The organism is Algoriphagus aquimarinus (genome assembly GCF_900112005.1).
Classification (GTDB): domain Bacteria; phylum Bacteroidota; class Bacteroidia; order Cytophagales; family Cyclobacteriaceae; genus Algoriphagus; species Algoriphagus aquimarinus.
Genome location: NZ_FOKK01000023.1, coordinates 1 through 13,368 on the forward strand (window position 1 = coordinate 1; position 13,368 = coordinate 13,368).

At 39.8% G+C, this 13,368-nt stretch carries 15 protein-coding genes; 11 read left to right on the forward strand and 4 right to left on the reverse strand.

What is annotated here, in order from left to right; all coding sequences use genetic code 11:
- From BM291_RS19885 to BM291_RS19895, 3 genes are all read right to left on the reverse strand, one after another.
- A partial coding sequence (locus tag BM291_RS19885; RefSeq protein WP_139229152.1) for a hypothetical protein occupies positions 1-232 on the reverse strand: 232 nt, incomplete at its 3' end.
- 104 nt (positions 233-336) lie between these two features.
- The gene (gene tnpA / locus BM291_RS19890) at positions 337-783 is read right to left on the reverse strand and encodes an IS200/IS605 family transposase (RefSeq protein ID WP_092901071.1); all 447 of its coding nucleotides are present in this window, start codon (positions 781-783) and stop codon (positions 337-339) included.
- A gap of 573 nt (positions 784-1,356) precedes the next feature.
- Positions 1,357-1,662, reverse strand: coding sequence for a DUF4286 family protein (locus BM291_RS19895; RefSeq protein ID WP_092901074.1), 306 nt, complete (start codon positions 1,660-1,662; stop codon positions 1,357-1,359).
- A gap of 117 nt (positions 1,663-1,779) precedes the next feature.
- Between BM291_RS19895 and BM291_RS19900 the strand changes: the two genes are divergently transcribed.
- The 11 genes from BM291_RS19900 to BM291_RS19950 all read left to right on the forward strand — a co-directional run bounded on the left by BM291_RS19900 (position 1,780) and on the right by BM291_RS19950 (position 12,895).
- Complete coding sequence (locus BM291_RS19900) at positions 1,780-2,442, forward strand: carotenoid biosynthesis protein (RefSeq protein ID WP_245786926.1); 663 nt, start codon at positions 1,780-1,782, stop codon at positions 2,440-2,442.
- 249 nt (positions 2,443-2,691) lie between these two features.
- Complete coding sequence (locus BM291_RS19905) at positions 2,692-3,138, forward strand: sterol desaturase family protein (RefSeq protein WP_092901080.1); 447 nt, start codon at positions 2,692-2,694, stop codon at positions 3,136-3,138.
- A complete protein-coding gene (locus BM291_RS19910) occupies positions 3,135-4,025 on the forward strand; it encodes a MerR family transcriptional regulator (RefSeq protein ID WP_092901083.1) in 891 nt (296 codons plus the stop codon). Before BM291_RS19905 ends, BM291_RS19910 begins: the two co-directional genes overlap by 4 nt.
- A gap of 199 nt (positions 4,026-4,224) precedes the next feature.
- On the forward strand, positions 4,225-4,737 hold the full coding sequence (locus tag BM291_RS19915; RefSeq protein ID WP_092901086.1) for an RNA polymerase sigma factor: 513 nt from the start codon (positions 4,225-4,227) through the stop codon (positions 4,735-4,737).
- Between the two features lie 4 nt (positions 4,738-4,741).
- Positions 4,742-6,223 carry a phytoene desaturase family protein gene (locus BM291_RS19920; protein WP_092901090.1) on the forward strand — a complete coding sequence of 494 codons (1,482 nt, stop codon included), beginning with the start codon at positions 4,742-4,744 and terminating at the stop codon, positions 6,221-6,223.
- Between the two features lie 18 nt (positions 6,224-6,241).
- Entirely contained in the window at positions 6,242-7,084 is an 843-nt protein-coding gene (locus tag BM291_RS19925; protein ID WP_092901093.1) for a phytoene/squalene synthase family protein, read from the forward strand.
- 2 nt (positions 7,085-7,086) lie between these two features.
- Positions 7,087-7,797, forward strand: a complete 711-nt coding sequence (locus BM291_RS19930; RefSeq protein ID WP_092901096.1) for a lycopene cyclase domain-containing protein — start codon at positions 7,087-7,089, stop codon at positions 7,795-7,797.
- 3 nt (positions 7,798-7,800) lie between these two features.
- Positions 7,801-8,646 (forward strand): 4-hydroxy-3-methylbut-2-enyl diphosphate reductase, encoded by an 846-nt coding sequence (locus tag BM291_RS19935; RefSeq protein WP_092901099.1) that lies wholly within the window; start codon positions 7,801-7,803, stop codon positions 8,644-8,646.
- A 23-nt stretch (positions 8,647-8,669) separates the two neighbouring features.
- On the forward strand, positions 8,670-9,377 hold the full coding sequence (locus BM291_RS19940; protein ID WP_092901102.1) for a fatty acid desaturase: 708 nt from the start codon (positions 8,670-8,672) through the stop codon (positions 9,375-9,377).
- A gap of 177 nt (positions 9,378-9,554) precedes the next feature.
- Positions 9,555-10,382, forward strand: coding sequence for a KilA-N domain-containing protein (locus BM291_RS19945; RefSeq protein WP_092901105.1), 828 nt, complete (start codon positions 9,555-9,557; stop codon positions 10,380-10,382).
- 110 nt (positions 10,383-10,492) lie between these two features.
- The gene (locus BM291_RS19950) at positions 10,493-12,895 is read left to right on the forward strand and encodes a TonB-dependent receptor (RefSeq protein WP_092901108.1); all 2,403 of its coding nucleotides are present in this window, start codon (positions 10,493-10,495) and stop codon (positions 12,893-12,895) included.
- Between the two features lie 2 nt (positions 12,896-12,897).
- Here the strand turns inward: BM291_RS19950 and BM291_RS19955 are convergent, their stop codons facing one another.
- Positions 12,898-13,350: a DUF1905 domain-containing protein gene (locus tag BM291_RS19955; protein ID WP_092901111.1), complete on the reverse strand. Its 453-nt coding sequence runs from the start codon at positions 13,348-13,350 to the stop codon at positions 12,898-12,900.
- Positions 13,351-13,368: the final 18 nt, after the last annotated feature.

Genomic DNA, 13,368 nt, shown 5'->3' on the forward strand with positions numbered 1-13,368 from the left:
GTAAAGAAGTTGGATAAAAAGATTTAACAGGACCTAGTTCCCTGTCATCGGAAATATAGCCAAGTTTTCTCATCCAGTCCAAAAGCTGACCATGCTCCTTATCTTGACCAGTATATTTTTCCCACAACTCATTTTTAAGATACTTACCAGTCAAAAATTCTTTGATCATGGCTTCCCGTTCTTCCCAACTCAAAGAACCACCTGTTCTTATCTTCTTTTGCTGTCTTTTCATAGTTTACGTTTTGTGTAAACCTATTCTAGGACAAGTCACTCGGCGAAGCCGGGGGTACGCGATAGTGAGTGGTATGGCAGCCCCGAATGGGGCGAAACTGATGCTTATTTCAAAAAGTACCTTTCATCTATCTCAATCCCATTCTCTATCAACAGCCTTCGGTACTCTTCTTCAAAGGTTTCTGTTGTGTGGTGCTCCTTCTGTATTTTGATGTAGTTTATTAACCTGTCTTTGTCATGAACTGAACTGGTGAAACATCCGTACCCATCTGCCCAACCAGTAAACTTTGAGTGATTCTTTGATTGTTTAATCCACGCACTTGAATAGGCTTTTAAATCCTGCATAAAATCTGCAACTGCAATCGTAGGATGAATGTCAACCAGTAAATGGATATGATTTTCTATTCCATTAATTTGATAGAGTTTTGACTTTTTGTTTTTAACTATTCCCCATAAATAATTGTAAACATCCTTTGCGTCTGCATCCAAAGTTGGCTTGCTACTTTTTGTGTGAAAAATGACGTGGTAAAACATCTGTCGGTATGAAGTCATGATCTAAAAAGTTTGTGTTAAGGAAGTTAGAGATTTCCTGTAATAGTTTCGCCCTATTTGGGGCTTAAAAAATCAACATGCCTGTTACCCCGCACTGCGTACGGGGTTATGAATCGTAACGCTCCTGCGGAGCTATACTTAGTAGTAGAAAGATTGTTTTGCAACCAATTGACTCTGATGGTGAAGTGCTTTTTATTCCGAGTTCCTATCAGCGTTTTTGCCTTGTATATTCTCACCTAAAAATATACTTCTATAAGCGCTCGCAGTCTAATTGCTATTTTCAGTTTAAGAGATCCGAAGGATTGAAACCATTCATAACCCTCGGCGAAGCCGGGGGTACGCGATAGTGAGAGGTATGGCAGCCCCGAATGGGGCGAAACTAAAACTAAATAGTATAGCTCCTTGGAGCTACCAAAGTTTTATAATTTCTCTTATCCTGTACTTCGTACAGGGTTATGAATGATCACACTCCTTTGGAGCTTCCTAAAAAAATTTGGAATTAAGCAATCAAGTCTGCCCAATCAGATGGCTTCTATCCTCTTCCGTCTCCGGTCTTCTATCTTCCCGATTTCCCTAATCCACCGACTCCATCAATGTTCGGAAAGGAATTGCCTTCTCTCCATAACGAGCTTGGGTTTCATAGCGAAGCGCAGTTGCGAATCGGCTTTCATACTCGATTAGCTTCTTCGTGTTTTCTGCAAAGAACTGCACGGAGTAATTCGTCACGTTGTCATCCGGGCTATTGAGAAGCCTGAAAAATTTATGCTCCACAAATAATCCCGTAGCGAAAATATCAGGAATGTGAGTGCTCTTCATCCATTGGACAAAATCCTCTTCGATCTCATTGGAAACGGTGAAAGTGATGTTGTAAAGAATCATATCGGGGGATTTTGGCTGGAATTTCGTTTTTTTGCAAACAGATTTGCAATTTCAAAGTTAGGAATCCCAACGCTAATAATAGAATTTACTCAAACCAAAGCTTCCCAAATTATGCATATGATAGCCCAAGCTCCCCCAGAGGCGCAGAATAAGCGATTAATTATTGCGAAAATCGCAGTGGTTGTATTGTATGCAGTGGGTGTCGTTGGATTGAGTTTGCCTGAGTATAGAGAGTTATTTCTGAAGCTTACTCCTGCACAACTCTTGCTCACATTGGTAATTCTATTAGGATACCATAAAGGTTGGTCCGATGCTTTTCCGATTTTTGCCACCGCGGCATTTTGGATAGGATTTGGCGCTGAGATCATAGGAATTCACACAGGATATCTGTTTGGTGACTATGTATATGGTACCACCTTGGGACCAAAGCTCTGGGACGTTCCGATTGTGATTGGAGTGAACTGGTTTATTCTGGTTTATCTGACCGGGACAGTTTTCCATAAGGCAACGGACAATGATTATTACGCTGCATTACTCGGAGCTACTGCAATGACTGTCATAGACTACATCATGGAGCCTGTGGCCGTAGCCTTGGACTTTTGGTATTGGAAGTTTGAAATTATCCCTGCTGGAAATTATTTCGCATGGTTTGGAGTGGCCTTTTTGATTCACTTGATTTACAGAAAGGCTAATTTCGATAGGGAAAATCCACTTGCAGCTTGGATGCTTGTGGCTATGATACTCTTCTTTACAATTCTGAATTTCACACTTGAGCTTTGAACAATTTTGAGTATTTCGCTCTTTCAGAGGTTTACTAATTGAATTTCGATTTAAGCCAGTTCTTCAGGCTGGGCTTTGGTATCTTAGGCTTTCAGCCCTTTGATTCTAAATGAAATGATTTTAAAAACAAACTTGCAGTTTCTTAAGGATTAATTAAAATACAAATTTGTGGCCCCCGCGTTCACTGTGGTACTCAACAGAATTGCATATTACTAAAACAAAAAAAGACCCTCTGAGGTTGTTACACTGATGATTGAAGCGATTGCCTTTAGCATAGTAGGATTTGTCTTGATGGAATTGTCCGGTTGGGCGATTCACAAGTATTTGATGCATGGGCCTTTGTGGAATATTCATAAAACACATCATGAGCATTCTGAATCCTTTTTCGAGCTGAATGACCTGTTTTCTTTACTATTTGGAAGTATTGCTATACTTCTAATATTCCTGGGAATTGGGGAATTGGACTATAGATTTTGGATGGGAATAGGGATTAGCGCCTATGGTATGTTGTATTTCTTTCTTCATGACGTACTTATTCATCGCAGAGTGAAATGGCTGGATAAACCCAGAACTGGTTTTCTGAAAGGAATCTTCAAAGCACATCAAGCGCATCATCATAGTAGAGAAAAGGACGGAGCAGTTTCATTTGGACTGTTTTGGGTTCCAAAAAAATATTTTAAGGACACAGAAAAGTGAGCAACTACTCAATAAAAGATCTGGAGCAACTGTCTGGGATCAAAGCGCATACGCTGAGGATCTGGGAGCAGCGGTATAATCTACTCAATCCTAAGAGGACGGATACAAACATCCGCTATTACGATGATGTAGACCTGAAATTGATCTTAAATGTGGCTATGCTGAATACCAATGGTATTAAAATCAGCAAAATCGCAGCAATGAGCAGCAATGATATTTCTCAGGAAATCATCCGACTCACAGACCAGTCTATGGATCATACCGATCAGATCCAGGCGCTTACCATCTGTATGATTGAGATGGATGAAGACAGATTTGAGAAGGTGCTATCTACCAATATATTGAAGTTGGGTTTCGAAGAAACTGTACTTGACGTGATATATCCATTCCTTTCCAAGATCGGTGTGCTCTGGCAAACAGGAGCTATCAATCCTGCTCAGGAACATTTTATCTCGAACCTGATCCGTCAAAAATTGATTGTCGCCATCGATGGGCAAATGGGAAAGAGCCAAGGGAAAACATTCATGCTTTTCCTCCCTGAGGGTGAGCTACACGAACTTTCCTTACTTTTCAGCTCCTACCTGATTAAAAAGCATGGACATAAGGTTATCTACTTAGGACAAAGCACACCGCAAATAGACTTGATTTCTGTCTATAAAATTCAGCAACCCGATTATTTGCTCACGATAATCACCTCTTCTCCCACAGGAGATAAAGTTCAAGATTATGTGAATATGCTGGGGAAGGAATTTTCAAAGTCCGAGATTTTCATTTCGGGTCTTCAAGCTTTGGAGCAATCTCTTACTATCCCGTCTAACATCCGATTGCTTACTTATGCGAAGGAGATAAAGCAGGTTCTGCTTCAAATGGATCACGAGACTGTTTAGGCAAAACATAATTTTATTAAACAAAAGTATTCTTCAGGAATACTTTTTTTATGTCCTAAAATGGCTAAAAAACCATCTTTAAGCCATTTTTGATAAAGTGGAAGATTATTTTGTTTAAACATATTGGAAAATAATTAAACACTTTCTTGTTATTTTGTTTAACGCATTGTAAGTTTGTTTAAACAAAAACCACAAGGCCATGACTTCAATCGAATTCAGTTACTCTTTAAATCAGCTTTCAGGCGTATTAAAGCCGTTTGCGTTGAAATTGACCAGAGATCTCGATGATGCAAATGATTTGCTTCAGGATACTATGGTAAAAGCATTTACTAATCAGGACAAATTTGCCGAAGGCACTAATCTAAAAGCCTGGCTGTATACGATCATGAAGAATACCTTCATCACCAACTATCAGAAAATGGTGAGACGTGCGACTTTTGTAGATACCACAGAGAACCTTCACTTCATCAACTCCAGCGCTAGCCTAATAGAAAACTCAGCTTATGGGGATTTTGCAATTGATGATATTTACCGAGCAATTGACAAGTTGGACGATATCTTCAGCACTCCATTCTTACTATATTATAGAGGGTTCAAATATCATGAAATCGCTGACAGACTGAGCATACCGATTGGAACTGTGAAAAATAGAATTCATATTGCTCGTAAGCACCTAAAAGAGGACTTGATGGTGTATAAACACGTAAATTAAGGAGATGAAGCAAAAACATGCGGTGGTCATAGGTTCTGGATTTGCTGGCCTTTCTGCCGCTACACATCTTGCTGCCAACAACTTTTCGGTAACACTTCTGGAGAAAAATGATTCTCCTGGAGGGAGAGCCAGAAAATTTGAAAGTCAGGGATTCACTTTCGATATGGGTCCTAGCTGGTATTGGATGCCAGATGTATTTGAGGATTACTTTTCGCATTTTGACAAAAAACCCTCAGATTATTACGATCTAATTAGACTTGATCCATCCTATTCGGTGATTTATGGTCAAGATGATATATTAGAGATCCCAGCAAATCTCGATGAGTTTAAAGCCATGCTGGAGCAAATTGAACCTGGAGCTGCTGCGCAATTGGATATATTTTTGGCGCAAGCCAAGTATAAATATCAGGTAGGAATTCATGATCTGGTCAAAAGACCAAGTCGATCCCTTATGGAGTTTGCCTCCTTGGCCCTTATGAAGGATGTGATGCGAATGGATATTTTCCAGTCCATGGCGACTCACGTAAGGAAGTTCTTCAAATCTGAAAAAATCATTCGCTTAATGGAATTCCCGGTGCTTTTCCTAGGGGAAACGGCAGAGAACATTCCGGCACTTTATAGCCTGATGAACTATGCAGACATCGCATTGGGTACCTGGTATCCAAAGGGAGGAATGCATGAGATAATCAAAGGAATGGTGCAGCTGGCAGAGGAAACCGGCGTAAAAATCCGCTACAATGCTGAGGTAGAAGAAATTGAAATTGAGCAAGGAGAAGCTAAAAGAGTAAGACTCACGACTGGAGAAAAAATCGAAGCTGATGTAGTCATCGCTGGTGCAGATTATCATCACGTGGACAGGCATTTGGTCAATCCTAAATACAGTAACTACAGCGAGAAATACTGGGACAAGAGAGTTCTAGCACCTTCCAGTTTGCTATTTTACTTAGGAGTCGATAAAAAATTAGAAAATCTTCGCCATCACAATTTATACTTCGATGAGCCATTAGGTCCGCACGCAGATGCAATCTATACCAATCCAAGATGGCCAGAAGCTCCGTTATTCTATGCATGTGTTCCTTCGGTAACTGATACAACAGTTGCGCCTGAAGGAATGGAAAATCTGTTTTTACTGATTCCCTTGGCACCTGACTTGGAAGATTCGGAAGAAGTAAGAGAGAAATTTTATGGAATGATCATGGATAGATTGGAGAAAATCACGGGACAGGAAATACGTTCACATGTTACTTTCAAGCGGTCCTATGCCCATTCAGACTTCAAAGCTGATTACCATGCCTACAAAGGCAATGCATATGGATTGGCGAATACATTAAAGCAAACAGCGTTACTAAAACCTTCGCTGAAAAACAAAAAGGTCAGTAATCTGTTCTACACAGGTCAGCTTACTGTCCCTGGACCGGGCGTACCACCCTCTCTAATCTCCGGCTATGTGGTTGCTAAAGAGGTGATTCGGGAAAATACCTATTAATTAAGTATATTGAATATCATGGATGCAAAGGAGTTATTTAATCAAACGAGTCTGGAATGTGGCAAACTGATTACACAGCGCTACAGTACTAGCTTTACCCTAGGGATTCAAACGCTGGACAAAAAATTCCATGCTCCGATTTATGCTATTTATGGTTTTGTACGCTATGCCGATGAGATTGTTGACACTTTCCATGAACATGACAAAGCCAAGTTGCTGGCAGAATTCAGAGAGGCTTCATACACGTCTATTGAAACTGGACTTTCTTTAAATCCAGTGTTACATGGTTTTCAATTGATCGTAAATAAATACCAAATTGATCTGGACCTGATCGAGTCATTCTTCAAAAGCATGGCGATGGACCTGGATTTCAGTACATACAACGACGACAGATACCTAGAATACATTTATGGTTCGGCAGAAGTAGTAGGCTTGATGTGTCTCAAAGTTTTTGTTGAAGGCGATGAGGCCATGTATCTACGGCTGAAGCGGCCTGCACAAATGCTAGGATCCGCCTTCCAAAAAGTGAATTTCTTGCGTGATATTAAAAGTGACTTTGAAGAGCGAGGAAGAGTTTATTTCCCAGGAGTTTCTTTTGAGATGTTTGACAAAATAGCAAAAGGCATCATCGAAGAGGATATACAGAAAGATTTTGATGAGGCTTTGATTGGTATCGGTCAACTACCCGATGGAGCAAAATTAGGAGTGAAAGTAGCCTACTTGTATTACCAAAAGCTATTTGATAAGATCAAGAAATTATCTGCCGAGACCATCACCCAGGAGAGAATAAGAATTCCTAATTCACAAAAATTTACCTTACTCGTTGGAACATATTTTGGCAGTAAACTGGGACTGAGCTGACAATGGAAAAATACCTGTACCTGACCGTCAATCTATTTGCAATTTCCTTTCCACTCATCCGATCCTTTGAGCCAAAAATCAGGTTTGCCAGCAAATGGACCGCCCTGTTTCCTGCTCTGATCATAACGGCCATCTTCTTCTTGGTATGGGATCATTGGTTCACCGTGATAGGTATATGGGAATTCAATCCAAGATATCTACTCGGAATATTCATTTTCCAACTTCCAATAGAGGAATGGCTGTTCTTCTTTACCGTTCCATTTGCCTGTATTTTCATTTATGAAGTATTGATCTACTTTTTCCCGCGGGACATTTTTAAGCCCTTGGGAAAGCCTTTTGTAATTTTGATGATTCCCATTTTGTTGGTTTTGGCCATTCTGAACCTCGACAAAATGTACACTTCAGTCAATTTCTTCGTAGGTGCCATTGCACTGGGACTTCACTGGTTGATTTTCAAAGACAAATACATGGGGAGGTTTCTCTTTGCCTACTTAGTTCATCTGATTCCCTTTATCATTTGCAATGGTATCTTGACAGGAGGAATCACTCCTGAGCCGGTGGTGATCTATAATAATGCTGAAAATCTTGGCATCCGAATATGGACAGTTCCTATAGAAGACACGATATATTCCATGACCTTACTTCTGATGAATGTGTCATTATTTGAATTCTTCAGATCTCGAAAAACAATTCAATCTTCTAAAAGTTATTAGGCTATGAAGAACCTCCAAGTACATATCGACTCGCATTCTGGCTTCTGCTTTGGAGTAGTGTATGCTATAGAAATGGCAGAAGATATATTAAATGAAGAAGGTGTTTTATACTGTCTTGGCGATATTGTTCATAACGATGAAGAAGTAAAGCGACTGAAAAACAAGGGATTGATAATCATTGATCATGAGAAGCTGAAGACACTTAAAAATGAAAAAGTGCTGATTCGCGCACATGGAGAACCGCCTACGACCTACCGACTGGCTATTGAAAACAATCTAGTACTAATAGACGCCAGCTGTCCTGTAGTGCTAAAACTCCAACACAGAATCAAGAACTCCTTCGACAAAGGAGATTCTATTTATATCTATGGCAAGCATGCCCATGCAGAGGTGATTGGCCTGCTAGGTCAAACAAATAATGAGGCAGTAGTATTTCAGGATATTTCTGAATTGGACTTGGATACAATGCCTAAAAACATCACCCTCTATAGCCAAACGACAAAAAGCACCGACAAATTCTACGAGATCAACTCCCTTCTTAAAGAAAATGGAATCTCAGTAAATACCAACGACACGATATGCAGACAGGTGTCTAATCGTGACAGAGAACTAAGAGATTTCGCTACCAAGTTTGATAAAATCATCTTTGTCAGTGGTACCAAATCTTCTAATGGAAAGGTGCTATTCAATGTCTGCAAAGACACTAATCCAAATACTTTTTTCGTGTCAAATACTGAGGAAATTGAAGCTGATTGGTTTACAGAAAATGATCGTATTGGAATCTGCGGAGCTACTTCCACGCCTATGTGGCTGATGGAAGAAGTGAAGGAAAGGATTCTGACTTTTTGATAAAACATTCCCAAATTGCTGGTATGAAGTCTGAGTTCACACGTGCGTCTATTGATCCAAAAGGGGTAGTAATCGCCATAACCATTGTAGGTCTGTGGTTTGTGAGCCTAGTTCTACTATTAAATTATCAGATTTCATGGTCCAATCCGCTGGTATATTTGGGTATTTTGATCCAAATGCATTTATACACTGGCCTATTTATCACAGCTCACGATGCCATGCACGGCTTAGTTTCTTCGAACAAAAAACTAAATAACATTATTGGCTGGATGACGGCACTGCTTTTCTCATACAATTTCTACAACAGACTCTTTCCAAAGCACCACGAGCATCATCGTTTTGTGGCGACATCTCAAGATCCGGATTACCATGATTCGGACAATTTCTTCGTGTGGTACTTCAGCTTTATCAAGCAATATGTTACCATTTGGCAAATTATCCTCATGGCTGTCACATTCAATATTTTAAAGCTCTTTCTACCTGTGGATAACTTAATTCTGTTTTGGATGTTACCCGCTGTTTTATCCACATTTCAGCTTTTTTTCTTTGGCACTTATCTGCCTCATAAAGGAGTGAATAAAAACAAGCATCACTCTACAACTCAGGCTAAAAATCACTTATGGGCATTTATCACCTGTTATTTCTTTGGCTATCATTACGAGCATCATGATTCTCCAGGGACACCTTGGTGGAGACTTTGGCGAGTGAAAGAAACTCAAACATTCAAATAGCGTCAATTTCTTTAGCAATTACCAGCTCTTTAGCTGTAGCTGAGAAAGATTCTCTTTACAACTATAATACAGAATACCATAAAAAAATAATTGAACCATTTCGTATAGCTCTAAACCAACTATATCAATTAAATTTTAGCAACTAAATTTTTTGAAATTATATTTTACAGGAATAAAATGGCAAAATCAAACCCAAAAATAGTAGTTCAAGAAACTGAAATATCCTTTATCAACAAGGAAATCGGAGAGTATATCTCGCTAACCGACATCGCAAAATATAGAAATCCACTTGAGCCTTTTTCGATTATAAACAATTGGATGCGAAGCCGAAGCACGATTGAGTTTTTGGGTCTTTGGGAAAAATTGAACAACACCACTTTTAAACCTATCGAATTCGAGAGGTTTAGAAGTGAAGCAGGAAGCAACTACTTTGTTTTATCTCCTCAAAGATGGATTCAAAGCACTAATGCAACAGGAATTACATCCAAATCTGGAAGATACGGAGGAACTTTTGCACATACTGACATTGCTTTTGAGTTTGCTTCTTGGATTTCTTCTGAATTCAAATTGTACTTGATTACCGAATTTAAACGTCTGAAACAAGATGAAAATTATAGATTAAACCTTGAATGGAATTTGCAACGTACTATCTCCAAAATCAATTATAGAATTCATACTGATTCGATTAAGGAAAATCTAATACCGCAAGAAATCACGAAATATCAAGCAAGTTTTGTTTACGCAAATGAAGCAGACTTACTAAATGTGGCACTTTTTGGAATTACAGCAAAAGGATGGAGGGAAACTAATCCCGACCAAAAAGGAAATATCAGAGACTTTGCAACCTTAGAACAATTAGTTGTATTGAGTAATATGGAAGGCATTAATGCTTTACTTATCCAACAAGGATTATCGCAAAGTGATAGATTAATCCAACTCAACACAGTTGCTATAACTCAAATGAAATCACTTATAGAAAGTAAAGCCATAAAAAAACTAAAATAAAACTAGATATTCTAACGAACCGCCAACAAGGTATTACCAAAAGCTGCGCAGTTCGAAGATTGAATATTTGCACTAAAATCTCCTCCTTCAGTAATATCAATAACGCATCAATGAGGTCAATTATACTTCTTTTCGGTTTTCTGTTTATTTCAAGCTTGGCTTTTTCACAAGGCGTAATCCGCGGGAAAATCACTAATCCAGTGAATAATCAGCCCGTAGCTTTCGCCAATGTGCTTATACTAAACACAGAGTTGGGCGCCATTTCGGACGAAAATGGTCTGTATGAAATCACTGAAGTTCCCACAGGATTATACAATGTTCGCGCAAGTTTTGTAGGTTTCAAGAACAAGACTGCCTTTGAAGTTCAGGTGACTTTAGCTAGACCTGTTCAGTTGGATTTTGAATTGGTAGAGGATGCTTCAGAGCTTTCTGAGGTGGTGGTCAGTGATGAGTTTTCTCGCTCTGAAGAAACTCCACTTTCTGTCCGAAAACTGAATTCCAATGAAATAGAGCGGTATCCTGGCGGAAACCGAGATATCTCACGTGTCATCCAAGCTCTGCCCGGAGTGGCGAGTACCCCAAGTTTTCGAAATGATATTTTGATCCGGGGAGGAGCCCCAAATGAAAACAAGTTCTTCATCGATGAAATAGAAGTGCCTGTCATCAATCACTTTGCTACCCAAGGTTCCTCGGGTGGTCCAGTGGGACTTTTGAATGTAAACTTGATCAAAAACGTGGACCTGATTGCTGGCGGATTTCCTGCCAATCGCATGGATGCTCTTAGCTCCTTTTTTGAATTTCAACTGAAAGAAGGTCGACGAGATAAAATGGCAACTCAAGTGACCGTAGGAGCTTCGGAATTGACTTTGTCTAATGAAGGTCCTATCGGAGAGAAAACCACTTATCTGCTTTCTGCACGGCGCTCGTACTTACAGGGTCTTTTCAAGTTAATTGGTTTGCCTTTTCTCCCAACCTTTAATGACTTTCAGCTGAAAACTACCACCAAGCTCAATGATAAAACTGAGCTAACTTTTATAGGAGTTGGGGCGATCGATAAATTCGTACTTAATCAAGATGTACCTGATGACGAGACAGAGGAAGATCGCGAAAACCGGCTTTATCTTCTGGATGTGCTTCCTGTGCAAAATCAGTGGAATTATGCCACTGGCGTGAAGTTGAAGCGATTTCGGGAGAATGGTTTTTGGACATTTGTGCTGAGCAGAAATATGCTGAATAATCACTCCGTGAAGTATGCTGGCAACGATGAGAGCTCACAGAACAACTTGCTTTTTGACTATTTATCCCAGGAATCTGAGAATAAATTCCGTGCTGAAAACAGCATTTTCAAAGGCGGGTTTACCGTGAAATATGGCGTCAATTATGAGTATTCCAGGTATTACATCAAGAATTTTGATAGATCTACCCTAGCGAATTCTGGTCAGATAATCGATGTGGAATCTACTTCAAATTTCAACCTATACGGAGGATTTGTGTCGGCAAGTAAATACTTCAATGACGAGCGTTTATTGATCACAGGAGGAATAAGGATGGATGGAGCCGACTTTGGTGCGACTGCCAAGAACCCATTGAATCAACTCAGTCCACGCATTTCCTTCTCCTATCAATTGAAGCCAAATCTCTTTGCGACAGCAAATGCTGGGGTTTATTATCAGAAACCATCATACACTGTTTTAGGATATAAAGACAGCGAAGGCCAGCTTATCAATCAGCTAAACGATGTACGATTTATCAGAAATTCTCAACTTATCGCAGGCATAGAATGGTTAGTTCCAGAGAAAAACCGTCGATTCACCGCAGAGGCTTTTTACAAAAAATACAGCAATTACCCCTCTTCTCTGCGCAACGGAATTTCCTTGGCAAATCTAGGTGCCGATTTTGGAGTAATAGGAAATGAACCTGTGGAATCCAACTCAGAGGGAAGAGCATATGGCCTGGAAATGTTGGCTCAACAACGCCTTTTCAATGACTTCTATGGCATCGCTGCCCTGACCTTAGTTCGTAGCGAATTCACTAATCCTAACACAGATGGATACATCGCCTCCTCTTGGGACAATCGATTTATCGTGAGTTTGACGGCAGGAAAGCGATTTGGAAATAACTGGGAAATCGGTGCTAGATGGAGATTTTTGGGCGGAACGCCTTACACTCCTTACGATTATGAAAAGTCAAGTCTGATCAACAATTGGGATTTGAGAAGTCAGCCGGCCTTAGATTACTCGCAAATAAATGCCGTCAGATTAAGCGGATTCCATCAGTTGGATTTGAGGTTGGATAAGAAATATTACTTCCAGAAATGGAATTTGAATTGGTACGTGGACATACAAAATGCCTATAATTTCAAAGCTGAACAGCCACCGCTATTGGTTCCAGTACGAGACGGGCAAGGAAATATACTGGTAGACTCCAGCGACCCAAGTCGATATCAGCTGAAGTATATCAGCAACCCAGCAGGATCCCTTTTACCAACTGTAGGTTTGATTGTGGAATTCTAAGCCTAATGCAAGGAATCAAGCAACTTGATAATCCGATCAGATATAACGTCGATTTTATCGCTGCTATAAATATATTCTATCCAGTGCTTCTGCTCTGATTGGTCTAGCTTATCAAAAAGCTCAAACTTCCCAGGATCATCTTTGAGGCAAGCTATAAGTTCCTGAGGAAGTTGATCTGGAACATCTACTCTATAAAGACGCATAACGACTAGTTCACCCTCTTCCTTTCCGATTTTTGTACGGATTGGTTTGGCTATGGGGAGAAAAATATAGCCATTTCCCATAGGCATAAGATGTTTTCCTTCGAAAAGAAAATCGTCTATAGAACCAGATATTTTCATCATCCCAAAAGCTTTGGACGTTGATATAATTTCCTTCGGAAACTTGACGAAAGTCCATCCACCTTTTCCTGGAAACCGCTCTAATAGAAATTTTCCTTCGATTAAAAGTTGCATAAAAAAAAGCAGGCTTTA

Coding starts and splice junctions, on each gene's coding strand:
- BM291_RS19955 (WP_092901111.1), bottom strand. CDS start 13,350: ATGCAACTTTTAATCGAAGGAAAATTTCTATTAGAGCGGTTTCCAGGA.
- BM291_RS19905 (WP_092901080.1), top strand. CDS start 2,692: ATGATTGAAGCGATTGCCTTTAGCATAGTAGGATTTGTCTTGATGGAA.
- BM291_RS19900 (WP_245786926.1), top strand. CDS start 1,780: ATGATAGCCCAAGCTCCCCCAGAGGCGCAGAATAAGCGATTAATTATT.
- BM291_RS19935 (WP_092901099.1), top strand. CDS start 7,801: ATGAAGAACCTCCAAGTACATATCGACTCGCATTCTGGCTTCTGCTTT.
- BM291_RS19920 (WP_092901090.1), top strand. CDS start 4,742: ATGAAGCAAAAACATGCGGTGGTCATAGGTTCTGGATTTGCTGGCCTT.
- tnpA (WP_092901071.1), bottom strand. CDS start 783: ATGACTTCATACCGACAGATGTTTTACCACGTCATTTTTCACACAAAA.
- BM291_RS19940 (WP_092901102.1), top strand. CDS start 8,670: ATGAAGTCTGAGTTCACACGTGCGTCTATTGATCCAAAAGGGGTAGTA.
- BM291_RS19915 (WP_092901086.1), top strand. CDS start 4,225: ATGACTTCAATCGAATTCAGTTACTCTTTAAATCAGCTTTCAGGCGTA.
- BM291_RS19945 (WP_092901105.1), top strand. CDS start 9,555: ATGGCAAAATCAAACCCAAAAATAGTAGTTCAAGAAACTGAAATATCC.
- BM291_RS19895 (WP_092901074.1), bottom strand. CDS start 1,662: ATGATTCTTTACAACATCACTTTCACCGTTTCCAATGAGATCGAAGAG.
- BM291_RS19930 (WP_092901096.1), top strand. CDS start 7,087: ATGGAAAAATACCTGTACCTGACCGTCAATCTATTTGCAATTTCCTTT.
- BM291_RS19925 (WP_092901093.1), top strand. CDS start 6,242: ATGGATGCAAAGGAGTTATTTAATCAAACGAGTCTGGAATGTGGCAAA.
- BM291_RS19950 (WP_092901108.1), top strand. CDS start 10,493: ATGAGGTCAATTATACTTCTTTTCGGTTTTCTGTTTATTTCAAGCTTG.